Here is a 25,148-nt window from a genome sequence, read left to right on the forward strand (position 1 = left end):
CGGCCCCCTGCGGGCCACGCCAGGAAGCCCTATGTCACTCGACCGCGAATCCGCCCTGAATATCGCCAGGGTTTTGACCGAAGCACTGCCCTATATACAGCACTTCACCGGCAAAACCATTGTCGTGAAGTTTGGCGGCAACGCGATGGTCGATCCCCTGCTGCACGAAAGCTTCGCCCGCGATGTGGTGCTGATGAAGCTGGTGGGCATGAACCCGGTGGTGGTGCACGGTGGCGGCCCGCAGATCGGTGAACTGTTGAAGAAGCTCAATATCCACACCGAGTTCGTCAACGGCATGCGCGTGACTGACAGCGAAACCATGGATGTGGTGGAGATGGTGCTGGGCGGCAGCGTCAATAAGGAAATTGTCTCGTCGATCAGCCGCGCGGGTGGCAAGGCGATTGGCGTCACCGGCAAGGACGGGCAGCTGATTCGCGCCCGCAAACTCACAGTGAGCCGCTACAGCCCGGAACTTGGTGCCTCGGAGATCGTCGATATCGGCCATGTGGGGGAAGTCGACCAGATCGACACAGAGGTGCTGAACGTTATCCTCGGCAGCCATTTCATCCCGGTCATCGCGCCCATTGGGGTGGACAATGCCGGCAATACCTACAACATCAATGCCGACCTGGTGGCCAGCAAGATCGCCCAGGTGATGCGGGCAGAAAAGCTGATGCTGCTGACCAACGTCTCGGGCCTGCTGGACAAGCAGGGGAACATCCTCACGGGCCTCAGCACTCGCCAGGTGGACGCGCTGATCGCCGACGGCACCATCAGCGGGGGCATGTTGCCGAAAATCGGCTGCGCCCTGGATGCGGTGAAATCCGGCGTGGCGAGTGCGCATATCATCGACGGCCGGGTGCCCCATGCGGTTCTGCTGGAGATATTCACCGACACCGGCATCGGCACGCTGATCACCGGCCGCTCAAGCTAAACCCGTGCACCAATCCGGCCAGCGTGTTGCAGCGGCCCCGACGAGCCGATAGCATTAGGTCACCCGCCAACGATCGTGAGCGACATGCCGCCGAAAAAATCCCAACGCCGTCAGCAGATCCTGGAGGCCCTCGCCCAGATGCTGGAGGCAAGCCCCGGTAATCGCATCACCACCGCCGGGCTGGCGCGCGAGGTTGGCGTTTCCGAGGCGGCCCTCTATCGCCATTTCCCCAGCAAGGGGAAAATGTTCGAGGGCCTGATCGAGTTTATTGAAGACACCCTGTTTTCCCGCATCAACATCATTCTCAGTGAGGAAGCCGGCGTAGCCAGGCGCTGCGAAAAAATGTTGCTGCTGTTGCTGGCCTTCACCGAACGCAACCCGGGTATCACCCGCATACTCACCGGTGATGCCCTTGCAGGCGAGAACGATCGGCTGCACCAGCGCGTGGCGCAGCTGTTCGACCGCTATGAGACCCAGCTCAAGCAGGTGCTGCGCGAAGCCGAGCTGCGGGAAGGCCTGCGACCGGTGATTCCACTGCCCGCGGCCGCCAATCTGTTGATGGCGACGGCGGAGGGGCGCATCGCACAGTTTGTGCGCAGCGGCTTCAGCCGCTCTCCAACGGAAAACTGGCAGGAGCAATGGTCTCTTCTGCTGAACGGCTTCTTCCGCCAGGCGGTGACCTCGCCCCTGGTGGATCCGGCCGGCTCCGCGGCGCGCTGACGCAGGCTACCTGGCGCGCACCACCGGCACGCACCCCCGAATCCCCACAAAAAAGCCCCGCAGGCTTTCACCTGCGGGGCTGTGGACCATCGCCTCAGGGCGTACCGGCGGGCGCCGTCAGTTTTTCCATCACCTGATCCAGCGAGAAGCTGGCGGCTTTCTGCCGAGGTGGGTACTCCTTGAAGGTCGCGAGGAACTGCGCCACGTAGTCCTGCGCGGGCACCAGCAGGTAGGCCCGGTCCAACATCCAGTCATAGTAGGTGTTGGATGTGATCTGGGCGCGCTCGTAGGGATCGCGACGCAGGTTGAAGATGTAAGGGAGACGCAGCTCCACAAACGGCTCCTGCCACGCCTGCAGCGTTTGCGCTACGCGCTGCTCCAGGAACACCAGCTTCCACGCGTCATAACGCAAGGCCGTAAGGTCACCGTCATCGGAGAAGTAGAAAATCTCCCGGCGCGGCCCGGTATCCACTTCCCCGGTGAGGAAGGGCAGGAAGTTGTAACCGTCCAGGTGCACTTTGTATTTGCGGTTGATCGCGCGGTGCCCCTTGAGCAGTTTCTCCTTCACATCAGGCTCGCCCGCTACCGCCAGGAAGGTGGGCAACCAGTCCATGTGGTGCATGATATCGTTGGAGACACTGCCAGCAGTGATCTTGCCAGGCCAGCGCACCGCTGCAGGTACCCGCCAGCCGCCTTCCCAGTTGGTGTTCTTCTCACCGCGGAAGGGCGTCATTGCCGCATCCGGCCAGGTGTTCATGTGCGGGCCGTTGTCGGTGGAGTAGAACACCAGCGTGTTGTCCGCCACACCCAGCTCGTCGAGCAACGTGAGGAACTCTCCGATGTGCATGTCGTGCTCGATCATGCCGGCGGTGTATTCATCGGCGTGCGGGTACTGTTTTTTCACCATCGCCATTTTTTCGTCGCTGACATGGGTGCGGAAGTGCATACGCGTGCCGCTCCACCAGACGAAGAATGGGGTATCGGCTTTCACCGCACGGGTGATGAAGTCTTTCGCTGCCGCGACCGTTTCGTCGTCTACGGTTTCCATGCGCCGCTTGGTCAGCGGGCCGGTGTCTTCGATGCGACCGTCAGCATAGGAGCGGATGACGCCACGCGGGCCGTATTTCTCACGGAAGGCGGGATCGGTGGGATAGTCCTCGTTTTCGGGCTCCTCTTCCGCATTCAGGTGATAGAGATTACCGAAGAACTCATCGAAACCGTGATTGGTCGGCAGGTGCTCATCCTTGTCACCCAGGTGATTCTTGCCGAATTGCCCCGTCATGTAGCCGTGGTTCTTCAGCAGCCCGGCGATGGTCGGGTCCTCTTCCTGCATACCCAGTTCAGCGCCTGGCAGGCCCACCTTGGACAGCCCGGTGCGGAACACCGATTGCCCCATGATGAAGGAGGCCCGACCGGCGGTGCAGCTCTGCTCACCGTAGTAGTCGGTAAACAACATGCCCTCGTTGGCAATGCGGTCGATGTTTGGCGTGTGATAGCCCATCAGGCCACGGGTGTAGGCGCTGATGTTGGACTGGCCAACGTCGTCACCCCAGATCACCAGGATGTTCGGTTTGTCGGCTGCCAGCACCGAGCCGGCGGACAGCGCCCCAAGAAACGCCAGGCAACGCCCGACGCGTTGGATCAGTGGATGATGCATACCCTTCCCTCACTTTTTTTCAGTTCTTCGCTAAGCGTTGCACATTGTGACAAAAGTGCAAGGAAAAAGGTGTGGCACTTTCATGACTGCGCCAAGCGATGGCAGCGCTAATCCGCCCTCGCGGCTTTTGAACTCAGCTCGCGGCGCAGGCGCACCGCCTCTTCCAGCATCCTGAAGCGCTCGATGTCGGCTTCGAAACTGGCCCGCACTTCCTCCACTTCTTCATTGCGGTCGGCGATCTGCCGATCGGTGGCGGCAAGCTCCTTTTGCAGGCTGGCGATCGCCTTCAGCAGGGCCTCATCCACCGTCTGGCCACGGCGCTCAAGATCAGCCGCCTGGGACTGGTAGGTTTCGATCTGCTGCTTGTAGTTGCGCCGGTTGCTTTTCAGGATACCTACCCGCAGCCTCAGGTCGGCCAGCGCCCGGTCGCGGTGCGCCTCGATATCCTCAATCGAGCTGTAGCGCAACAGCAGGGTCTGGTCCCACTTGCGCAGGCGCTGCTCCTCCAGCGCCGCAGCTTCCTCCAGCCGCAGCTGCGAATTGGCGTCCGCGAGCTCTTCGGGGGTGAGCACCCTCGGCACCACACGAATGACCACGCCGCGCTCGTTCAGCACCTCGTAGCCGCGGGCGACGTACTCCGGTGGCACGCTGTCGTCCACCACGACCACATCCTGGTCGTTGCGATAGCGATACAGCTCGTTGCCCTGTGCCATCACCTGGGCCGCCAGGCAAGTGCACAACGCCGCGCTGATGAACTGTATGACCGCCCGTCTTTTCATGGAGTCCAATATAGAGGTTGCCAGCCGGGGCAACAAGTCACACGCCGTAGCGCTTTCGATAATCGCGCATGGCGGCCAGCACATCCGTGTAGGCCTCTCCCGCGGCCTGCAGGTAATCGATGATGTGGCCCATATTGATGATACTGAGGACCGGAATACCCTGCTCGCGCTCCAGCTCCTGTATCGCAGAGGCGGAGCCGGCACCGCGCTCCTGGCGGTCGAGGCCAATGGCAACGCCGGCAAGCTGTGTGCCCGCTGCCTCTATCATGGCGATGACTTCGCGTACTGCCGTGCCCGCGGTGATCACGTCGTCGATGACCAGCACGCGGCCCTGCAACGGTGCTCCCACCAGGGTTCCCCCTTCGCCGTGGGTCTTGGCTTCCTTGCGGTTGTAGGCGAAGGGCACGTCACGCCCGTGATGATCGGCGAGCGCCACGGCGGTGGCAGCTGCCAGCGGTATCCCCTTGTAGGCTGGCCCGAGCAGAACATCGAAGTCGATTCCCGACTCCACGATGCTCTGCGCATAGCAGCGTCCTAGCGTTGCCAGGGCTGCCCCGCTGGAGAACGCCCCTGCATTGAAGAAATAGGGGCTGACGCGCCCGGACTTCAGCGTGAACTCACCGAACTTGAGAACATCGTGACGGCGTGCGAGTTCTATGAACTCCTGCTGGTATGCGTTCATATGTGACTCCGAAGGGGAGTAAGAGCTGCGAATTGGCCGGTTTGGGGTTATGCTTTTCCAGTGACGCCGGTATCATAGGCAGCGTGGAGCCATAAGCGTTCCACTTCTACCGGGATTGGACATTCGACACCGTGCCGCCGCCCGGCGAACCCGAACTCGGCATGATACACGCTCTCTCAGCAAGGGGCCAAGAATGAGGATCATCAGCTTCAGTGCCGACGGCATCCAGAACGCCGCTGGTAACGGATTTTATGACTGGCTGAGCGAGCAGGATGCCGACTTCATCTGTATCCAGGACCTGCGCTGCACCGAGTACGATCTTCGCGACGATCTCTACTTCCCGCGCGAGTACAACGCCTACTTCTACGACGACGTGGACGGCAAGTCCAACGGCGTGGCCATTTACTGCCGCAAGCTGCCGAAGGCCATCATGACCGGCCTGGGGTTCACCGATTTCGATATGGAAGGTCGCTACATCCAGGCCGACTACGAGAACCTGAGTGTAGGCTGCCTGCTGGCCCCCTATGCGGCACCCGGCAACGCAGAACAGCTGGCGCGGAAAAACGAGTTCTACAGCCTGCTGCAGAACCACCTGCAGAAAATTCGCAACAAACGCCGCGAGTTCATCATCTGCGGCAACTGGCATCTGGCGCACACCGCAGCTGATGTCCAGGACACGGAGCGCAACAGCACTGTCCCCGGGTTCCTCGCTGAAGAGCGCCAGTGGATGGACGAGCTCATCGACGGCGGCTATGTCGATGCATTCCGGGAAATCAACTCTGACCGCGATGAGTTCAGCTGGTGGCCGGATGGTGAGCCGGGCAGCAACGGCTGGCGTACCGACTTCCAGATCATTTCGAAGGGCCTGAAGTACGCGGTGGACTACGGCGCCATCTACAAGGCGCGGGTGTTCTCCACCCACGCCCCGGTCATCATGGATTACGACATCGAAGTCTGAACCGGCTCAGCCCGCCAGCGCCCGTCTCTGGGCCTCGAAAAGCTGGCGTATACCGGTTTCTGCCAGATCCAGCATTGCGTTCATTTCATCGCGCTGGAAGGGCTGTCCCTCGGCGGTGCCCTGTACTTCAATAAACCCGCCGTCCTCACCCATCACGACATTCATGTCCGTATCGGCCCGGGAATCCTCCCGGTAATCCAGGTCCAGCACGGGTACGCCCTGGAAGACACCAACGGACACCGAAGCCACCATCTGCAACAGCGGGTCGGTGGTGATCAGCTTCTTGCGCTGCAGGTGATTCAGGGCATCCACCAGTGCCACGCAGGCACCGGTAATGGCCGCGGTCCGGGTGCCGCCATCAGCCTGAATCACGTCGCAGTCAACGGTGATGGTGTATTCACCCAGCTTTTTCAGATCCACCGCCGAGCGCAGTGAGCGGCCAATCAGCCGCTGTATTTCCAGTGTGCGACCACCCTGCTTGCCGCGACTGGCCTCGCGGTCCATGCGCGAACCGGTAGAGCGCGGCAGCATGCCGTACTCGGCCGTGACCCAGCCGCTGCCCGTGCCGCGCAGAAACCGGGGTGCGCCGGGCTCTACGGAGGCTGTGCAGATGACCCGCGTGGCGCCAAACTCGACCAGCACAGAACCCTCCGCGTGGCAGGTGAAATCCCGGGTGAGGATGACAGTTCTCAGGTCGTCAGGCGCGCGGCCGCTGGGTCGTTGCATGGGGAGTCTCCGGTCAGTGGGTCGCGCAGTATACGCGAGCCGCGAGCTGGCTGCAGTGCGCCACCTGGCGCGCCGGAGCGGGTGTGAGCCGGCCAGCCAGCCTGCTAGACTCTGTGGGCACTTTCGGCAGAGGCAGTACGCTTGACGACACCTATCTACAGCATGACGGCTTTCGCAAGGCAGAGCAGCAGCGGCCAGGGCGGCGAGCTTACCGTGGAACTCCGTACCGTCAACCACCGCTACCTGGATTGCAGTTTCAAACTGCCCGACCTGCTGCGCAGCGCAGAAACCTCCCTGCGCGCCCGCGCCGCGGCACGCCTGTCCCGCGGCAAGCTGGATTGCCTGGTGCGCTTTCAGGCCAGCGAGACAAAGGGGTCGGCGCTGCAGGTCAACCGGGAACACCTGCAAAAGGTCATTGAGACCGCCCTGGACATCGCGCACGCACTGCCGGCCGCGCAACCGATCAACCCGCTGGAGCTGTTGCAGTTTCCAGGCGTGTGCAGCGCGGCACTGACTGACGAAACGACACTGCTGCACAGCGTCAACGCGCTGTTCGACACCGCACTGGATACCCTGATGGAAAACCGGGCTCGCGAGGGCGCCCAGCTGGCGGCGCTCATTCGCGACCGCCTGAACCAGGTCGAAGCTGCCACCGCAGCGGCCCGCGCACAGATACCGGCGCTGCGCGAGCAACAGCAGGCACGACTGCGGACGCGCCTCGCGGAATTGCGGGTGGAGGTCGACCAGGAGCGGCTGGAGCAGGAACTGGTCTACCTGGCGCAGAAGGCCGATGTGGAAGAAGAGCTGGACCGGCTGCAGGCCCATATTCGCGAAGTGCGGCACACGCTGGACACCGGTGGCCCCTGCGGGCGGCGCCTGGATTTTCTCATGCAGGAGCTGAACCGGGAGGCGAACACCCTGTCCTCCAAGTCGATCGCCAGTAGCACCACGCACAATGCGGTTGAACTGAAGGTGCTGATCGAGCAAATGCGGGAGCAGGTGCAGAATATCGAGTGAGGCAAACGGCCACCCCCCAAACCTGCAGCCCGGGAGCGCTGCTGCAACTCAGGACAGGGTTCCCGCAAGCGGGTCGAAACGCAGCTGCTTGAGGCGATCGACAAACCAGTTGAGACCCCTTCCCCCCTTACCGCGCGACCAGGCCACCGATATTTCAACGGGCGCCTTGGGGACATCCAGCTCCAGAATCCGCAAGCGCCCCTCTGCCAGCTCCCGAACAATGCGATGGCGCGGCAGGTAACCAACACCCAGACCCTTGCACTGCACCTCGATTTTATGGTCGATCGTGGGCACGATGATGCGGCTCTGGCCATCCAGCAGCCGGGCCGAGCGCACGGGCAGGCGCCGCGAGCTGTCCGCGACGATGACCGTTGGATAGTCCAGGATGGCGCTAGCGGGAAGCGGTAACGGCAGCGCCGTCAAGGGATGATCAGAGGCAACCGCGAACTCAAAAATGACCTCCCCCAGGACATGCCGCAGGAAGCCGCTGGCAGGAGGCGAGCCCGTCGCGCCGATCACCAGATCACAGCGATCATGACTCAAAGCGTCCCAGCTACCACCGAGAACCTCTTCGGTAAGACGAATCTCGGTCTTGGGCTGTATGCGCTGAAAGGCCTCGATCAACTCGTAGATGGGCTCGCAGTTCAGAACACTGTCGACGCCAATCCGCAACTCGACTTCCCAGCCGTCGGCCTCGCGGCGGGCCATCGCCGTCAGTTCTTCCGCGGCTTTGAGAATCTCCCGACCCTGCCTCAGAACCAATCGGCCAATGGCGGTCAACTCGGCCTTGCGTCGGCTCCGATCAAACAGGCTGACCCCGAGGTCCTCCTCCAACTTATTCACTGTGTAAGAAACGGCTGATGGCACGCGATGCAATTCTTCCGCCGCTGCGGCAAAGCTCTGGCGCCGCTCTATCGCATCCAGTGTCAGCAGGGCATCCAGCGTTAACAGTAAACGCATACTTCAATATTTCTGACCATATTGCTCAAATCATTCCGCTATTTTACGGAAAAGATAATTAATACTGTGCACATGGGCAACAAATATTCTGAATTAATTAGGAAAAACATCATGAACAAGACTCTTTTTATGCGCACTATCGAGACCAACGACCAGATCGCAAGCCTTGCGCTTCGCATTCCGGCAGGCATCATCTTCATCGCCCATGGCGCACAGAAACTGTTCGGCAGCTTCGGCGGATATGGGCTGGAAGGCACGGGGCAATGGATGGCCTCCATCGGTTTGGAGCCGGGCTACCTGATGGCACTGGCAGCGGGCAGCGCCGAATTTTTCGGGGGTCTGGCATTACTCCTGGGCTTGCTCACACGACCGGCCGCCTGCGTTCTGGCGGTGACCATGCTGGTCGCCATCGTCGCAGTGCATCTTCCACACGGCCTGTTCTTGAGCAACAACGGCTATGAGTTTGGCCTTGCCCTGCTGGGGATGACCATAGCCTTGACCTTTGCCGGTGGCGGAAAGTACTCGCTGGACCGTACACTGGCTGAGCGGAATGGCTGAAGATCTGCGCCACTGCGATCACGACAGCCCTGGTGACACAGGCCGAATGCCGCCGCTCCAGCCGGCCCAGCACAGACGGAGCAAGCTCATGAACCCCATCGTCGCGGATAACAAGCCGATAAAAGTTGAACTCGAAAAGGGCAAGGAGTATCACTTCTGCACCTGTGGCCGCTCTCAGTCCCAGCCGTTTTGTGACGGCTCGCACGCGGGCACAGCGTTCACACCAAAACCTTTTACGCCGGAGGAATCCGGCGCGTCCCTCCTGTGCCAGTGCAAGCAGTCGGCAGATACCCCCTTCTGCGATGGTTCTCACAACAAGCTGGATGACAGCGAGGTCGGCCAGGAAGGACCGGCCATCGACAAAGACGACACCAAGGCTCCCGCCGCCAGCGCAACGACAGAGGAGCCCACGGTAGAGTTCATCCATCAATTGGCCCGTGACGGCCTGGCCACGCTGGGAAGTCATGGGCCGATGGCCGCAATGGGCATCCCCCGACACCTGCTGCCCCAGTGGGATGACCTGCAAATCCTGACCGCGCAGATGGCAACCAAACCGCTGCCCGAGAGCGCAGCAGTGCGCACCGAGCTCGTGATTGGCCCGGCATCCAGAAAACCCCTGCAACTCACTACGCCACTGCTGGTTTCCGACATGAGTTTCGGCGCGCTTTCCGAGGAAGCAAAAATCGCCCTGGCCACAGGCGCCGAGCTTGCAGGAACGGGTATCTGCTCCGGAGAGGGAGGCATGTTGCCGGAGGAGCAAGCTGCAAATTCTCGCTACTTCTACGAGTTGGCCAGCGCGCAGTTCGGCTACGACGAGAATGCATTACGGAATGTTCAGGCGTTCCACTTCAAGGGCGGCCAGGGGGCGAAAACGGGCACCGGCGGCCACCTGCCCGGCAGCAAAAACACCGGCAGGATTGCTGAAATCCGCGGCATCCCCGCAGGAGAGCCCGCGGTGTCGCCCCCTGCATTCGCCGAGTTGACGACCGCCAGGGACTTCAGGCGCTTCGCCGATCGCGTTCGCGAAATAACCGGTGGAATACCGATCGGCTTCAAGCTCAGCGCCAACCATATCGAGCGTGACATCCAGTTTGCCCTGGACGCCAGCGCCGACTACATCATTCTGGACGGACGCGGGGGCGGCACGGGTGCCGCACCGCAAATGTTCCGGGATCACATCAGTGTGCCTACAATACCGGCCCTGGCGAGGGCACGACGCTATCTGGACAAGCAGGGTGTCAGTGGGCAGGTAACGCTGATCATCACGGGCGGCCTGCGTACACCCATGGATTTCGTGAAGGCGCTCGCGCTGGGTGCCGACGGCGTTGCGATTGCAACCAGCGCCATGCAGGCAATAGGCTGCGTTGCCGCACGCATCTGCAACACCAACAACTGCCCGGCGGGGATAGCCACACAACGCGCGGACCTGCGACAGCGACTGAATATCGACAAATCGGCAGGACAGTTGAGAAACTTCCTGGACGCGTCTGTGGAGCTCATGCGGGTTATGGCGCGAGCCTGCGGTCACGACGCACTTCACTTGTTCAACAAGAATGACCTGGCAACCTGGCAACGCGAAATGGCCCTGTTGTCCGGCGTCGCTTTTTCCGGTGTAACGGAACCCTGAAGCCACCGGTAAACGCTCTATCTTCTACCAACAGACAGGAATACCTCATGAAACAAGCCGCCGCCATCGGCGCCACCTTATTGCTGCTGTCCGGGTGCGCAAACCCGCCGCATGACAATAAGGACGGTGCCGGAGAACAGGACGTGACACAGCACACCCAGACGGTGCATACCTACCGCTGCGCCAGCGGCGCAACCATTACGGCAATCTACCCCACTACCGAATCGGCAGAAGTGCTTTATCAGGGTAGAACCTACCTCATGCGCAGTGCCGTGTCCGCCAGTGGTGCGCGTTACGTGGGGGATGATCGGGAGTGGTGGACACGCGGCTCGGGCCCCGGCGCCGAGGGCACGCTGTTTCGTCATCTGCCGGACAAGACCTCCGGCGAACCTCTCGAGGTTTGCACAGAATCCTGAATCCGCGCTGGCGGGGGAGCGGTTCCATCATGCTGTGTTGTTGCGCGCTATCCCCTAAAATCGTGCACAGGAAGAGGGCGATCCGATACGCTGTCGAGGCATCGGGCAAACACCAGAGGACATGCAAAATGAACGGCAAGCAGGACTTGAGGCGCAGGCTTCCCTCTGTAGACCGTGTGCTGCAGACCTCTCAGGAGCTGGTTGCGCGCTGGGGCCATCAGAGGGTCAGCGACGCCATACGCCGAGAGCTGCACCGCCTGCGCAATGCCGCGGAACCCGCCACGGCGTCAGACTGCACCCCGACCGATGTGCGCGAGGCTGTCGCCGGACGGCTGCAGGCCATGGATGCGGGGGGCTTGCGCCCGGTCATCAACCTGTCCGGCATTGTACTGCATACCAATCTGGGCCGGGCCTGTCTTCCCCTTGCGGCCGCCGACGCCGCGAGGGCAGCGGCGATATTCCCCAACAACCTCGAGTACGACCTGAAGACGGGGAAAAGAGGCAACCGTGACAGTCACATCGAAGCATTGATCTGCGAGCTCACCGGCTGCGAAGCCGCCACCGTGGTCAACAACAATGCGGCCGCCGTTGTGCTTGTGCTGAGCACGCTGGCGCGCGGTATGGAGGTGCCTGTGTCGCGCGGTGAACTGGTAGAGATCGGCGGCTCCTTTCGAGTACCCGAGGTGATGGAATCCTCTGGCTGCAGGCTGGTGGAAGTCGGTGCCACCAATCGCACCCACCTGAAAGACTACCGTGCCGCCATTTCCGCGAACACGGCCCTGCTGATGAAAGTGCATACCAGCAATTATCGACTGGAAGGGTTTACCGCTTCGGTTGATGAAAAAACGCTTGCGGCGCTCGCTCATGAACATGGTCTGCCCTGCATGGTGGACCTGGGCAGTGGCTGTCTTGTCGACTTTAACACCCTGGGCCTGCCCGGTGAGCCGAAGGCTTCTGACTATATTGACAGCGGCGTCGACCTGATCACCTTCAGTGGCGACAAGCTACTCGGCGGGCCCCAGTCCGGCATCATAGCCGGCAAGAAAGCGCTGCTGCAGCGAATTTGTGAAAACCCGCTGAAGCGGGCATTGCGCGTCGACAGCATGACCCTGGCAGCGCTGGCCGAAGTGCTCAAGCTTTACCGCCATCCGGAGACGCTCACGGAAACGCTGCCTACGCTGCGCCAGCTCACCCGGCCCGTGGCAGACATCGAAGCACAGGCAAACCGTCTGTGTGCGGAACTGGCCCGCCACCTGCCAGCGCCCTTCACGGCGGCGGTAACCCCCTGTCACGGACGCTGGCGTCGTCCTTGATGAGGATATCGTCTCTCACCTCGATCCCGCGGTCGCGCAGCACGGCCTGGGCGTACTTCATGACGAGCCTGGAGTTGGGTTTGTGATGATCCACGAATGTCACTCTGGCAACCCGTGGCTTGAGCGTGATCGTGATCGGATCTGGTGTCGGACGGGGTATGGGGTCGACCATCAACTCACAACTGACATCGCCGCAGCTGACAAGCTGCTTGGCAGGTGGGTTGCCGCTCGGCCCATGACTGGACGCCTGCGTCATTGCACTCTCCTGTATTGCTGGTTAAACAATCTGTTTGCAGACCGCGTGCGTGCTGCCGACCCAGCGCGGGATAACCGCTGAAAAGCGCCCGCCGGTGCCGCCACATTCCACGAAGGTCAGTTGCTGTGGATTTTTCAGGGGCGACCGCAGTTCGCCCGGTACTACCTCTGCAAACGCAATCGGCGCCTTCGCGATACGCCCTACCTTCTCAAGATCGTCGGTCTGGCGTCGCGCCTGCGCGTAGATATACTCCACCGCCTGCGCCCGGCTGAAATCTCTGGCCACCAGCGCCATGTGATCGGGTGGAATAACCACCACAAAGCCACCCGACCGGTAATACCAGGCAGTCTGCCCGAAGTGGCAGAGGCAGTCCGCAATGGTATCCAGAACCTGGGCGCCCGTATCGCCATAGTGGTTATTACAGGAGTTGGGCCCCTCGGTAGACATCACCGTGACCGCCGACACCCCCTCCGGCAATCCATGCTGGGTGTGGTAGGCGCCCCACTCGGTGTGCGGATGCTCGGCGACACAGAAGCTGATCCGGCCTGGGTGGCCGATGGTGCCGTGGGATTGCAGGACGCCGCCACCGCGCCCGCAGAAATAGCGCATCATTTGCGCGAAACGACCCACGGTGGCATTGGCCCGACAATTGGCGCCCAGGGCGTTGGGGCCGTGCTCAAAGCCAAGGTCTTCAACCACAGGGCCGCTGACAATCACCAGCACGGCGGCTCCGCCGGTGGTCACTTCGACGCCGCTCAGGTTGAAAGCGGGGTCGAGCACGGCTTCGGTCAGGGCGCGGAGCAAGGCACCGTATTCCACCTTGCAGCCCGCCATCACCGCCGTTGCCGCTGCCTTCTCGGCGCGGATGACGATGTTCTGGCTCGGAATCTCACCCACGACATCGTGCGCCTGCCAGCCCATCGCCTCCAGCATTGCATCAACCAGACTGCCGTAGGGCGGAATAACCGGAAGCCCATCAGTCCAGCCGTTGTTCATGCAGTTTTCGATATCTTCCAGTGTTGCGTACGTTGTCATAGTGTCCACATGCTCCCTTGGCCCAGCCTAGCAGCCGAGTTATCCGACTGGCACCGTACACCTGTACTAAGGTGTTCGCTCAATCCCAGTGCGCGGCGACCGCACCCGAAACAAGCCTGACCAGCTGGTTTTGACGGTTGACGCCGGTTTTGGTGAAGACCGAGGCCAATTGACCGCGCGCGGTGTTGCGGGAAATGCCCAGCGCTTTGGCCGCTGCGGTCAGCGTCTGACCGTCGACCAGATGCGCGACCAGTTTGGCTTCCGCGGGCGTGACACCAAACAGGTCCATAAGGCGTGCCTGACTGGGGACGCAGTCTCGAACCGGACCCCGTAACAGCAACACCAGCTCGGGTCCGCCCTCGCCGAACGTCACGTTTTTCTTTTCCACGCTGCGAACCTGCACATTCCATTTCGCATCAAGCCCCGTGCGCTGCACGGTCAGCGTGCGCGCGGCGGGCGGGCCCTGCTCGCCCTGAACCGCGTCGAGCACATTGCGACACTGCTCCTCGAGCTTTTGTTGATCGGCACTCTCGGCACAGGCGAGGACGTTATGGCGCAGCAATACGCCATCGCGAGCCGCGAGAATCTCGCTGGCCTGCCGGTTGGCGGAGAGCACCTCCAGCCTGGCGTTCATGATGATGCAGGCGATATCCATTGAGCCGAGAAGCTCCTCGTAGAGCTGCTCGATAAAACGATTGTGGGTATACGCGCTGTAGAGTGTCAGCGCGTTGTCCATAAGCGGAATCAGGCCCTCGAGGCGTTGCCGGTCGCTCGCCGAAAAGGGCGGCGCGTCACCGATCCGTACCAGCCGCAACCTGAGGCGGATGAGGCTCTGGCGTTCATAAACATCGAAGCCCATCAGGTCGGTAACGGCGTGATCCTGCAGATAGGCACCGAAATCCAGCGACTCCAGCTCCGCTCGCGGAACCCGTTCGTGGAGTGTAAACACCTTTTTTCGGGCAGCTCGGCAAACGGCGAATCCTGGTAGCCTCGCGACTGGAAGGCCCGCAACGCGCCGGTGTCCGACTCCGGGTACAAGTACAGTGTCAGTCCCGGGTCCTGGGTTTGAGGGCGGCGCAGAACCAGCGTGGCACTCGGCACCTGCATGAAATCCTCAAGGCACTTCAACAGCGTTTTCCAAGGCGGCATTTCCAGGACGCCTTCGTAAATGATCTGGCTGAGCGGGTGCGCTGCGGGAATCTTGGCCACGTTTTAGCTCCTTCAAGAGCGTACACCAGGGCTTGCGCAGGCAGTATATTCGATAGCCGTGTCTGCCATACAACCGGGCGCCGGCATCCGATCGGACAAATGGCGGCCGTTATGCGCCCTCGCGCGGTACCGCGGAATATGCCTCTGCCCCGGCTGCGTGCCTGGCCGCGATGTAAGCGAAGGTCATCGCCGGCCCGAGCGTGCCTCCGCCGCCGCCATAGAGTGCTCCCGGGCCACCAACGCCGGCGGTATTGCCAGAGGCGTAGAGTCCCGGTATCGGCTGATCAAACACATCCACCACCTGGGCCTTGCCGTTGACCCGCAAACCACCGCTGGTGCCGAGGTCAGCGGGGCTGATCTCGGCAAGGTAGTAGGGGCCTTCTGTCAGTGGCCTCAGCGTGTCCGCGGCGTCACCGGACCCCAGCGTATCCATCAGACTTTCACCGCGGTGATAATCCGGGTCGCGGCCTTGCGCGGCGTGACGGTTGAAACGCTCCACCGTACGCTGCAGTGCAGTAGCGTTGATGCCTGCCTGCACCGCCAGACCCTCCAGGGTGTCCGCCTGCAGAACCCATTCGGGCAGCGGTTCGCCAGCACGGCAGCCGGCCACGAACCCGGCCTCACGCAGCGCGTGGTCCGACAGTGTATAAGCCGGCAAATTCCGGTAGCGAAAGTCCCCCCAGTTTTCCCAGGTATGGAAACTCTGCCAGGATGCATCATAAGAACCGGCTTCATTGAAAAAACGTTCGCCATGACGGTTGACGACAATCGCACCCGGCTGGGTCTTGTCGACCTGGCCAAACAGGCCCGCACCCCCGGCCAGATGGCCCTGGGCCTCGGCGAGCGCCTTGTATACCACCAGATGCCAGCACTCGTTCATGTTGCGCAGGTCGGCGCCGACGGCCATGCCCATGTGGATGCCATCGCCCCGGTTTCCGGGTGCCCCCAGGGTGTAGGGCGAGGGGCCGCGGAGAAAATGGGTCTTCATTTCCGCATTGCGCTCGAAACCGCCTGTAGCAAGAATTACACCGCGGTGGGCGCGCACGTTTTGCGTGACCGTCCCCCGGCGCACCTGGATACCGGACACCCGGCGACTGCCCGATAATTCAGTGGTGATGAGGCGCTGCGCCGGCGCCTCGGTCCAGAACTCGACACCTGCCGCCAGGCATCCTTCATAAAGCAGGGATATCAGGTGCCCGCCCAGGGCGCCGGCGGCCTCCACCGCCGTTTCCACCGACCGCCCATGAGTCATCGCTCCCGGCCACTCGGCATGATAGTCCGGCATGCGCCCCATGAATCGCGAAACCCGCCATCGGATCGGACTGTGGCGCTCTACAGCCTCCAGCATGTCGGCGCCATTGTCGATAAACGCATCGATAATCTCTGCACTGGCCTGCCCGCGGGAGAGCCGGGTGAGATAGCGTTTTGCATCGTCGCGGTTATCGTCCAGGCCCTCGCGCTGCATGACGCGATTCACCGGTACCCAGAGCACACCACCCGACACCAGTGTGGTACCGCCGATGACGCCGGCCTTCTCCAGCACCAGCACGCTCAGGCCCTCACTCGCCGCGATCAGTGCAGCCGCCAGACCGGTACCGGAACCCACGACGACAAGGTCGAATTCGCGGTCGAAGCCCGGCCCGACTGCGTCGGGAGCTGCCGCTGCGACACCAAGGCCGGAACCGGCCAGCAACGCACTGCCGCCGGTGATAAAGCTGCGTCGTTTCATGGCCGTTCCTCGTCGAGTCATGCCTTTTTCGGGCGCGTCAGCGCACTTGCCACATCAGTAATCGTACGACAACTCCAGACCCCAGGTCCGCGGTGCGCCGTACTGTTCAGTAATCAAACCCAGGGCACCAAAGTTGATGGCATAGACCGGATAATCATCGTCCGTCAGATTATCGCCAAACAGCGTGACACGCATCATCGCGTCACCCACCTGTATGTTTTCAAGACTGACCCGGGCGCCAACCACGGTTCGTTCATCCATGACTGCGGAGGGGTACGCTACGGGCTGTCCATCCACGACACCATTCCACAGCGCGTTTTCATACCATTCATCCTGCCAGTTCACTCGCAGGAAACCCGTGACATCGCCGAGCGCGGTTTCGGCAAAGGTGTAGTCTGCCGTAAGGCTTAACTGGTTACTGGGTGAATAAGGTCGCACTGCGGAGCTCACGCCATCAATGCAGGTTTGCGGGACGGCGGTGCCGCAGACGTCCGGAAACTTGTCAAAGTCGCCATGAATATAGGCATAGCTGACACCGAGCACAAGCCTGTCCAGTGGTGCCACCAGCATTTCAAGCTCCGCCCCCCAGCGGTCGGCTTCACCCGCGTTGATGATACGGGTGGTGGCGGATCCATCGCTGGAGTCGGTGTTCGCCAGTTGAATGTCCTCCCAGACGTAGGTGTACAGCGAGCCGTTGAGGCGCAGACGTCCGTCCCACCAGTCGCTTTTCACGCCGATTTCCCACTGCTCCACGGTTTCCTCGTTGAACGCCGGTGTGGCAATCTGCTCACCGTTGAAGCCGCCGCTCCGATAACCCGTGGCATAACGCAGGAAGGTGTTGATGTCCGGCGTTGCCTGGAAAGCCGCGGTGAAATTGCCACTGACATTGTCGAAGCGCTCGGCATTCGCAAGGGTCTGCCGCGGCAGCTCACCGGCGAATGGCGTGGAGTAGGCGAGGTAGTCCCAAACAATGTCCTTGTCCTCTTCCGTATAGCGCAGACCCAGGGTCAGGGACACGCGGTTATCCAGCCAGCCGGGCTGCCAGGTCACTTGCCCGTAAACGGCGGTGGCCTCGGTGCTCAATGCATAATTCTGGGTTGGCGCGCCCGAGAGCGGCGCGACAAAAATGGCCCGTCGACTGTATTTCGCGTCATCTTCGAAATAGTAGAGACCCAGAACATAATCAAGAGACTCTGACGACCCCACCAGCTGGAATTCCTGGGAAAACTGGTCGTAAAAGTTGTCTGTATCCTGTTTGGTGTGGAAGGCGCCAATATCATCGACGCCCGCCCAGATGGCGTCAAAGGGGAGCTGCGGTATGCCGGGGTCGAAACCTCCCGTCGCACCGTACAGCCCCCCCAGGGTGAGGTGCAGCAGATCGTTGTAGGCGCCTGCGCCATTGCCGTCGAGGCGGCTATCGATATTCTCGATGTCGCCAAACACGTAGGACTCCATCTCGCGGTAGGCGGTGATGGACTTCAGCGACAGATCACCGATATTCCAGGTCAAGGTCAATGCATGCCCGTCAGTCTCGGTATCGGTAAACGGAGAGAAGTCGGCAAAGCCGCGATTCTGACGCCCGGGCCCCTGGGCAAGCGCGCCTTGATAAGAGGCTATGGTCTGTTCCAGGGAAGGGATCCAGCGCTCGCTGATGCGCGGATCCGTGCCGGGTGTCGCCGCCCAGGCGCGCGCCCCGAGCAGAATGCCCTGCAGTGCCGAAACACGGTCAACGAGCCCCGCCGCATCGACGGGGTTGAACCCAACAACCTGTTCCAGCGCGTTGGACTCATCCAGTGCGCTGTGGTCGTAAATATAGTCGGCAGAAAAATGCTCTGTCAGATCCCACTTCGCGGCCAACCGCCAGGCCTGGCGATCCAGGTCGTTGAAGTCGGCACCTCCCGGGCTGTCATTCTCCTGAAAACCGTCGCGCAGGCGCGTTTGATAGCCCACATTGAAGGCGATCTGGCCCAGTCCACTCCCCACCTCACCGATTGCCGGCAAATCAACATTCAGTTTCAGGCTGCGGTAGTCATAATTACCCACCGCGCCGGTAGCGCGCAGGCCAAATTCCCCGGTGGGCTTTCGGGATATGAAGTTCACCGCGCCACCAGTCGAGTTGCGACCGTACAGGGTGCCCTGGGGCCCGCGCAGTACCTCGATACGCTCAAGCTCCGCGACGTCCAGGGCCGAGCCGACATTCTTGCCGATGAAAACACCATCCAGGTAAATGCCTATCGCGGGGTCCAGTGAAAGGTTGTTGGGGCCACCGCTGGCCATGCCGCGGATAGTGAGGCCCGTGGTACCACGTGAGCCCGGTGCCTCGAAGCCGGCGACGCCCGGTATCTCCCCCATCAAATCGCCGGAATTCGTGATCCCCCGTTTTTCAATCGCACTGCCGCTCAACGCGGTAATTGAAATGGGTGTTTCCTGAATGTTTTCTGCACGCTTTTGCGCCGTGACAACGATTTCCTCCAGCGCAGCATCCGACTGTGCGCTGGACAATCCTGCGTACCCGGAGCTGACTATGAGCGCCACTGCAAGCGAAATTGATTTACGTTCATATAGTGACTTGCGCATAACATTTCCCTTGTTTATTGGTATTTGCTTTTTCGAATCTCGCGATGAAAGTACCGGAATATATCCACACGTTTCACCTTTCGCCCCGATCGACTGGCGGAGTCTCCCCGAGGAGAAAACCGGCTATTGGATACGGGGTGATTATCGCGGCCTTGAAAGATTATTATAGGACAGTTGGCTTATGGTCAAGCTTTGTTGCGTCTGGATTACGGCTTATTTTTCGAGGCAGAATTATTTTTGAAATCCCGGAATATCAAGCATGAAAATAATACGTTCGTATGAAGAAAGCCTCGTGATACATGCAGTATTCTTTATGCTTTTCTGCCTCATATTTTTAATTTACGCAGACAACGAGCACGCTCTCGGTGCTATATTGCGTGCGCAAACTGCTGCGTAAAACTTCCGTCGCAAAACCATGCAATAACACCGAGAGAATCGAGCACAGGGGAATCCATATGAATCGTTCAGAGAGTCGCGTTTGCGTTATCACCGGCGCCGGCAGTGGCATTGGCGCCGGGCTCGCGCGGCAAGCCTTGCGGCAAGGCATGCGGGTGGTCGGCGCTGACGTTGACACAAAGGGCCTGCAGGAACTGACAGACAGCGCCGGCGAAAACAGCGGGCAACTGACGACGCGTGCGCTGGATGTCACGGATCCCGATGCCGTGGCGAATTTTGCCGAATGGGTGTATTCAAAATACGGGAAAGTGAACCTGTTATTCAATAACGCAGGGGTGTTGGTCGACGGCAAGTGTTGGGAGCGTCCACTGCGGGACTGGCGCTGGATAATCGACGTCAACCTGATGGGCGTTGTGCACGGCCTGCATCATTTTGTGCCCAGAATGCTGCAACAGGGGGAGGCGGCCAGAATCATCAACACGGCATCGATTGGTGGACTGCTGGGCGGCGGCACTTTCATGAGTCCGTACCAGACCACCAAGCATGCCGTCGCAGTGTTGACCGAGAGTCTCTACAAGGAACTGGCCCAGGAGCCCGGTGACGTCACCGCCTCCGTGCTGTGTCCTGCCGAGGTTGCCACCAGGATATGGCACTCCGATCGCCTGCGGCCCGCTGATCAGCAGGTGAAACTTGGCGCAGCAGAGCAGGCATTCCACGATGTTGTGGCCAACAACGTCGCCATGGGGCCGAGCCCCGATGAATTTGCAGCGCAGGTTTTTCGGGGCATTGAGGACGGCCTGTTCTGGCTCATACCCGATACGGCATTCATGCCCATGCTGGAGGCCCGAACAGCGGAGATTGCGCAACAACGCAATCCGGACATCAATACCAGGGTTGATTTCGACCGCTGAAGCCGTCTGGCGCACCGGCCATTCAGGGCCGGTGCGTCGCGCCCTCTCGTTCGGGCAGACTGAAGGCAACGACATAATCGCCCAGCGTGGTCTGCAAGTAGGCATGCCCACCGGCGGCTATCACGACATACTGCCTGCCGGTTTGCCTTGACACAAAACTCATCGGCGTAGCCTGCCCACCCGCCGGAAGGCGATGTCGCCAGAGCTCCTCACCGGTGTCCACATCGAAAGCACGCAGGTAATCATCCTGCGCCGCGGCGATAAAAATCAGTCCTCCCGCCGTTATGATGGAACCACCCTGCGCAAACGCCCCGGGCAACGGAATACCCAGGGGCGCGTGGTCACGGGTCGTGCCCAGCGGGCGCTGCCAGAGCAGCTTGCGGTCTTGCAGGTCGATCACGGCGAGCCTGCCCCAGGGCGGTGCGTTACAGGGCAGCCCCAGGGGCGACAGGAAAGGCCGTTCCGTGCGCACGGCAAAAGGTGTACCCAGTTGGGGAGAAACAGGCACGCCGTTTGCGTCGAAACTGATGTGCTCACCCGCCGGCGCATCCTCCCGGCTCACGAGTTGCAACAACAGGGGCATATATGAAGAACTGACCGCCATCAGGTGCCGTGACTCATCGACAGACACGCTGCCCCAGTTCATGACCCCATTGTTGCCGGGCCAGGAGAGGCTGCGATCCAGGCCCGGGGGTGTGAACTTGCCCTCGTAGCGCAACTGGCGAAAGGCGATGCGGCACCAGAGCTGGTCCAGCATCGAAACGCCCCACATGTCTTTTTCCGTCATCGGTGGCGGCGTCAGGCTGGGCATGCCCAGCGACGCTGGTTGCGTAGGGGAATAGCGCTCACCGGGCACCTTGCCCTGTGGAACCGGCTGCTCCTGCACCGCTGCCAGCGGCGTTCCGTCACGGCGGTCGAGCAGAAATATATCGCCCTGCTTGGTCGGCTGGATCAGGGCGGGAACGCGCTCGCCGGCGATCGGCAGGTCGACGAGCACCGGCTGGGAGGCGACGTCGTAGTCCCACAGGTCATGGTGCACGGTTTGAAAAGCCCAGCGCAGTGTTCCTGTCGTGGCCTCCAGCGCGACGACCGAACTCGAGTAACGCTCCTGTGCCGCACTGCGTAGGCCGCCAAAATAATCGGGGGTGGCATTGCCCGTTGGAACATACACCAGCCCCAGGGCCTCGTCGGCACTGAACAGGCTCCAGGCGTTGGGGGAGCCGCGTGTGTAGTCGTCACCTGGCCGCCAGGGCCCGGCTTCTGCAGGGCGACCGGCATCCCACGTCCACAGCTGGCGACCACTGGTCGCGGCGTAGCCGCGCACCACCCCGGGCGGCTCGTCCACAGACATGTTGTCCAGCACAAATCCGCCAACCACTGCCACGCCGTTTACCACAGCGGGCGGCGAGGTCACCAGATAATAGCCGGGCTTTACCTCTCCCAGTCCCTCGAGGAGTGAGATTTCACCGCCCTCACCGAAGTCTGTGCAGGGTGCACCGGTATCGGCGTTCAGCGCTATCAGGCGGGCGTCCAGCGTGGCCATGAGAATACGCCGTGGGCACACGTCGCCTTCGCTCTCGTAGTAGGCGACGCCGCGACAGGCAAGCATGTAAATGCCGCTGGTATCAATGCCGGGATCGTACCGCCAACGCTCTGCCCCGGTTTCCGCCTCGAGCGCGATCACGATATTACGCGGCGAGCAGAAATACAGGCTGTCATGCACTTTCAACGGCGTTGCCTGAAAACTGTAGGCATTTTGCGCCTCGGGATACGCCGCGGGAAGATCACCGCTGCGATAGCTCCAGGCGACCTCCAGCTGCGCCACGTTGGCGCGTGTGATACCCGCAGCGGGCACATAGCGCGTACCGGCCTTGTTGCGACCATAATCGCGCCACTCGCCGGCATCATCCACAGCGTCTCCGATTTCCTCCGGAGCCGACGCGCTTGTCGTGGAGGGTCCCGGGGCGTCACTGGTCAGGAAGGCGGCACCCAGCACCGCGATCAGGAATGCAAACGGCAGGATCCCCGCCCTGACGCCGAGACGGAAGCCCGCGTGCGCATCCCGGTGGGCTATGCCCCAGAATGCCAGCAGCAGGAGTCCGGCCATAGCGAGGGGGAAGCTCATGCGTGGCAGCAACAACCAGAAAGCGAGCCCGGTTTCCGCAAGAGCCCAAACCAGCGTTGCCAGGGTGGCGGCCATGTACAGCCAGAATCCCAGTGGGTTACCGCGCCAGACCAGCAGCGCCACCGCAAGACTTACTGCGCCCCAGAGCATGTAAAACCACGACCCACCGAGACTGCCCAGGCGTATGCCCCCAACGACAAGCCAGCAGCCCGCTGCGAATAACAGCAGGCTCAGAGTCCTTAGAATGGCTTTGCGCATCACATCATGATCCTTCGGGTACGTTCCTCGGCAGCAGTCAGCACAGTAGCGAATTAGCCGTTTTGTCCACCTCATGCATTTGCAGGAGTGCCGGCATGAGTACCGTGTGCGGATTGAACCTGCGGGCGTATTTTCTGCTAGCATCCCGAACATCAATTGCCGCGTGCGACGCCGCTGCGGCAGGCGACCATTTCAACGCTGTTGACTGCAGGCTACCCCTGATGCCGCATGTACCCGATCACACACAAGCGCCTGCTGGCGAACGGGCACTGTCCCTGGGGCAATACGCGTCGCTGGTCGCGGCGCTCTATCGCGGCCGCTTTCAGGCCGAGCCGTGGCAGGACTTCCTGAGCGAGCTGCGCGCACTGTGTCACCCCTGCCTGACAGTGATCGGACTCCGGCTGCCAACGCCGGGGGATGCCGGGATTGCGTACGTGGGTGGAGCGAACTATTCACCACAGGATCTCATGAACTTCGCCAACAACTATTCCGCGCTGGCGCCGCTGGTCGACCTGCCGGACGGAGACACCGTCGCACTGGATGACCTGATCCCCCGGTCGCAGCTGCGCCGGACCGTGTACTACAACGCCTTCATGAAACCCTTTGACCAGGAGCAGATCATCGGCTTCGATATCCAGCGCAGCGGCCAGGTGGCACTGTTCGTTCGCCTGATTCGTGGACACGGCGCACCGGACTTCGGGGCGCGGGAGCGCGACATTCTGGAGCTTCTCAAACCACAGTTCCGTGAACTTGCGGTCTGGCTGGAGAACGGCCGCAGCCTCGCCCGCGAACACACGCTGCATGAACAGGCTTTTACCAGCCTGGCACTGGGAACCGTCATGCTTGATGCCGGGCTCCGTATCGTTCACATGAACAGCGTTGCCGAGCAACTACTGAAGGACAACACCAGCATTGCGCGGGTGGCCGGCAAGCTGCGCGTCATGCACCACCGGGAGCACCAGCAACTGCAACAGGCCGTAGCGCAGCTGCTCACCGACAGCACGCAGGCCGTGCCGCACGTAATACCGGTGGAGCGGGAAACGGGTCGGTCGCCGCTGTTCCTCACCCTGCGCCGGCTGGCGCAAGAGGACAGCCTGGATGATATTCAGCACGCGGCGCTGTACATGACAGACCCCGAGCTGCGCCAGATCGATCAAACGCCACTGGTGATGGACGCATTCGGGCTCACACCGCAGGAAGCACGACTGGTCATCGCGCTGGCCAACGGCGGTACGCTGGAGGGCTTTGCCAGTGATACAGGCATCAGCAAAAACACCGCGAGAACGCATCTGTATGCGAGCTTCCGCAAGGTCGGTGTGACGCAACAGTCATCCCTGGTGAGTCATGTGATCCGCGCGATCTATGGCTTGTAAAGGGCGGGTCCGGGGTGGATGCCCGATGCGGGGCCGCATCCAGCCATGCCGCTCATGAATATGCATGATGTCTTTTCCCCGCCCAGGGCACACCCTTGTCGGCTGCCGTTCTACAACAAACAGGAGACAACCCATGTATCAGGATCTACAGGGCAAGGTGGCCGTGATCACCGGCGCGGGCAGCGGCATCGGTCGCGCCACCGCGCAGCGGCTCAGCCGTGAGGGCTGCTGGCTGGTACTCAATGATGTGAGTGAAGAACAGGCGGCAGCGACACGCGCCACGCTGAACACGCCCGACCGGTCAGTCATTCTGACGGGTGACATCGGCGATTCAGCCACCGCGGAGCGTCTCGCCACACTTGCGGTCGAAGCGGGTGAAGGACTGCATATCTGGGTCAACAATGCCGCCCGGTCGCTGTTTGGCCCGGTTGTGGACTGCAGCAACGAGGATTGGGAGAGCGTCTTCCGCGTCACGCTGGATGGCGCCTTCTACGGTGTTCGCAGCGCCGTATCCGTTATGCGCCACAACCCGGGCCCGCAGCGCGGGGCGATTATCAACATCGCCTCCGGCGCCGCGCTGGCCGGCGAGGAGGGTCTGGGAGCTTACGGTGCGGCGAAGGCCGCGCTGGTAAATCTCACCCGCACCACGGCAGTGGAGAACGCGCGCGCCGGCATCCGTTGTAACGTGATTCTGCCGGGCCCCATCGCGACGCCGCCGATGGTTGCCGCAGCGGAGCAGTCCCCGGGCGGGGTCGAGGCATGGGCCGCGCAAACGGTTCCCGGGCGCCTCGGCGAACCGGAAGAGATCGCCAACGCAATCTGCTTCCTCGCCTCGAGGCAGGCCGACTACATCAACGGCGCTCTGCTCTGTGTCGACGGCGGCGTCTCGGCGCGCACGAATTCGCCGCGATTCAACTGACGCTGGCGCGGGG

23 protein-coding genes are annotated in these 25,148 nt (G+C 61.6%); 11 read left to right on the forward strand and 12 right to left on the reverse strand.

Annotated features, from left to right (window positions below):
• The first annotated feature begins 31 nt into the window (after positions 1 to 31).
• Together argB and slmA are read left to right on the forward strand one after the other, a co-directional pair.
• Positions 32 to 934: an acetylglutamate kinase gene (argB, locus tag R3E49_RS01970; protein ID WP_371293507.1), complete on the forward strand. Its 903-nt coding sequence runs from the start codon at positions 32 to 34 to the stop codon at positions 932 to 934.
• 84 nt (positions 935 to 1,018) lie between these two features.
• Positions 1,019 to 1,654 (forward strand): nucleoid occlusion factor SlmA, encoded by a 636-nt coding sequence (gene slmA / locus R3E49_RS01975; protein WP_371293781.1) that lies wholly within the window; start codon positions 1,019 to 1,021, stop codon positions 1,652 to 1,654.
• Positions 1,655 to 1,748: 94 nt separating this feature from the next.
• Here slmA and R3E49_RS01980 read toward each other — a convergent pair whose 3' ends face one another.
• From R3E49_RS01980 to pyrE, 3 genes are all read right to left on the reverse strand, one after another.
• Positions 1,749 to 3,311 carry an arylsulfatase gene (locus R3E49_RS01980; RefSeq protein WP_371293508.1) on the reverse strand — a complete coding sequence of 521 codons (1,563 nt, stop codon included), beginning with the start codon at positions 3,309 to 3,311 and terminating at the stop codon, positions 1,749 to 1,751.
• A gap of 107 nt (positions 3,312 to 3,418) precedes the next feature.
• Positions 3,419 to 4,090 carry a hypothetical protein gene (locus tag R3E49_RS01985; protein ID WP_371293509.1) on the reverse strand — a complete coding sequence of 224 codons (672 nt, stop codon included), beginning with the start codon at positions 4,088 to 4,090 and terminating at the stop codon, positions 3,419 to 3,421.
• 37 nt (positions 4,091 to 4,127) lie between these two features.
• On the reverse strand, positions 4,128 to 4,772 hold the full coding sequence (gene pyrE / locus R3E49_RS01990) for an orotate phosphoribosyltransferase (protein ID WP_371293510.1): 645 nt from the start codon (positions 4,770 to 4,772) through the stop codon (positions 4,128 to 4,130).
• Between the two features lie 193 nt (positions 4,773 to 4,965).
• On the opposite strand from pyrE, the gene R3E49_RS01995 reads away from it, so the two are divergent.
• Positions 4,966 to 5,730, forward strand: coding sequence for an exodeoxyribonuclease III (locus R3E49_RS01995; RefSeq protein WP_290740656.1), 765 nt, complete (start codon positions 4,966 to 4,968; stop codon positions 5,728 to 5,730).
• Between the two features lie 6 nt (positions 5,731 to 5,736).
• On the opposite strand, the gene rph is transcribed toward R3E49_RS01995, so the two are convergent.
• Positions 5,737 to 6,456 carry a ribonuclease PH gene (gene rph, locus R3E49_RS02000; protein ID WP_371293511.1) on the reverse strand — a complete coding sequence of 240 codons (720 nt, stop codon included), beginning with the start codon at positions 6,454 to 6,456 and terminating at the stop codon, positions 5,737 to 5,739.
• A 141-nt stretch (positions 6,457 to 6,597) separates the two neighbouring features.
• Here rph and R3E49_RS02005 point away from each other — a divergent pair, with 141 nt between their 5' ends.
• A complete protein-coding gene (locus R3E49_RS02005) occupies positions 6,598 to 7,473 on the forward strand; it encodes a YicC/YloC family endoribonuclease (protein WP_290740663.1) in 876 nt (291 codons plus the stop codon).
• A gap of 48 nt (positions 7,474 to 7,521) precedes the next feature.
• Here R3E49_RS02005 and R3E49_RS02010 read toward each other — a convergent pair whose 3' ends face one another.
• Entirely contained in the window at positions 7,522 to 8,433 is a 912-nt protein-coding gene (locus R3E49_RS02010; protein WP_290740666.1) for a LysR family transcriptional regulator, read from the reverse strand.
• A gap of 111 nt (positions 8,434 to 8,544) precedes the next feature.
• Between R3E49_RS02010 and R3E49_RS02015 the strand changes: the two genes are divergently transcribed.
• From R3E49_RS02015 to selA, 4 genes are all read left to right on the forward strand, one after another.
• On the forward strand, positions 8,545 to 8,991 hold the full coding sequence (locus R3E49_RS02015; RefSeq protein WP_290740669.1) for a DoxX family protein: 447 nt from the start codon (positions 8,545 to 8,547) through the stop codon (positions 8,989 to 8,991).
• Positions 8,992 to 9,079: 88 nt separating this feature from the next.
• Positions 9,080 to 10,618: a glutamate synthase-related protein gene (locus R3E49_RS02020; RefSeq protein WP_371293512.1), complete on the forward strand. Its 1,539-nt coding sequence runs from the start codon at positions 9,080 to 9,082 to the stop codon at positions 10,616 to 10,618.
• 47 nt (positions 10,619 to 10,665) lie between these two features.
• Entirely contained in the window at positions 10,666 to 11,034 is a 369-nt protein-coding gene (locus R3E49_RS02025; protein ID WP_290740675.1) for an MliC family protein, read from the forward strand.
• Positions 11,035 to 11,162: 128 nt separating this feature from the next.
• Entirely contained in the window at positions 11,163 to 12,347 is a 1,185-nt protein-coding gene (selA, locus tag R3E49_RS02030) for an L-seryl-tRNA(Sec) selenium transferase (RefSeq protein WP_290740678.1), read from the forward strand.
• On the opposite strand, the gene R3E49_RS02035 is transcribed toward selA, so the two are convergent.
• From R3E49_RS02035 to R3E49_RS02060, 6 genes are all read right to left on the reverse strand, one after another.
• Positions 12,301 to 12,603, reverse strand: coding sequence for a hypothetical protein (locus R3E49_RS02035; RefSeq protein ID WP_290740682.1), 303 nt, complete (start codon positions 12,601 to 12,603; stop codon positions 12,301 to 12,303). The genes selA and R3E49_RS02035 overlap by 47 nt on opposite strands.
• 21 nt (positions 12,604 to 12,624) lie before the next feature.
• The gene (locus tag R3E49_RS02040) at positions 12,625 to 13,638 is read right to left on the reverse strand and encodes a hypothetical protein (RefSeq protein WP_371293513.1); all 1,014 of its coding nucleotides are present in this window, start codon (positions 13,636 to 13,638) and stop codon (positions 12,625 to 12,627) included.
• Positions 13,639 to 13,717: 79 nt separating this feature from the next.
• A complete protein-coding gene (locus R3E49_RS02045) occupies positions 13,718 to 14,587 on the reverse strand; it encodes a helix-turn-helix transcriptional regulator (protein WP_371293514.1) in 870 nt (289 codons plus the stop codon).
• Positions 14,497 to 14,847 (reverse strand): hypothetical protein, encoded by a 351-nt coding sequence (locus R3E49_RS02050; protein ID WP_290740691.1) that lies wholly within the window; start codon positions 14,845 to 14,847, stop codon positions 14,497 to 14,499. Before R3E49_RS02050 ends, R3E49_RS02045 begins: the two co-directional genes overlap by 91 nt.
• A 109-nt stretch (positions 14,848 to 14,956) precedes the next feature.
• Entirely contained in the window at positions 14,957 to 16,576 is a 1,620-nt protein-coding gene (locus tag R3E49_RS02055; protein WP_371293515.1) for an FAD-dependent oxidoreductase, read from the reverse strand.
• Positions 16,577 to 16,630: 54 nt separating this feature from the next.
• On the reverse strand, positions 16,631 to 19,153 hold the full coding sequence (locus R3E49_RS02060; protein ID WP_371293516.1) for a TonB-dependent receptor: 2,523 nt from the start codon (positions 19,151 to 19,153) through the stop codon (positions 16,631 to 16,633).
• A 455-nt stretch (positions 19,154 to 19,608) separates the two neighbouring features.
• On the opposite strand from R3E49_RS02060, the gene R3E49_RS02065 reads away from it, so the two are divergent.
• Positions 19,609 to 20,460, forward strand: a complete 852-nt coding sequence (locus R3E49_RS02065; RefSeq protein ID WP_290740705.1) for an SDR family NAD(P)-dependent oxidoreductase — start codon at positions 19,609 to 19,611, stop codon at positions 20,458 to 20,460.
• A 22-nt stretch (positions 20,461 to 20,482) separates the two neighbouring features.
• On the opposite strand, the gene R3E49_RS02070 is transcribed toward R3E49_RS02065, so the two are convergent.
• Positions 20,483 to 22,843, reverse strand: a complete 2,361-nt coding sequence (locus R3E49_RS02070; protein WP_371293782.1) for a membrane-bound PQQ-dependent dehydrogenase, glucose/quinate/shikimate family — start codon at positions 22,841 to 22,843, stop codon at positions 20,483 to 20,485.
• Between the two features lie 221 nt (positions 22,844 to 23,064).
• On the opposite strand from R3E49_RS02070, the gene R3E49_RS02075 reads away from it, so the two are divergent.
• Entirely contained in the window at positions 23,065 to 24,216 is a 1,152-nt protein-coding gene (locus R3E49_RS02075) for a hypothetical protein (RefSeq protein WP_371293517.1), read from the forward strand.
• A gap of 133 nt (positions 24,217 to 24,349) precedes the next feature.
• Positions 24,350 to 25,135 carry an SDR family NAD(P)-dependent oxidoreductase gene (locus R3E49_RS02080; protein ID WP_371293518.1) on the forward strand — a complete coding sequence of 262 codons (786 nt, stop codon included), beginning with the start codon at positions 24,350 to 24,352 and terminating at the stop codon, positions 25,133 to 25,135.
• Positions 25,136 to 25,148 lie beyond the last annotated feature (13 nt).

Source organism: Haliea sp. (assembly GCF_041395985.1).
Taxonomy (GTDB): domain Bacteria; phylum Pseudomonadota; class Gammaproteobacteria; order Pseudomonadales; family Halieaceae; genus Haliea.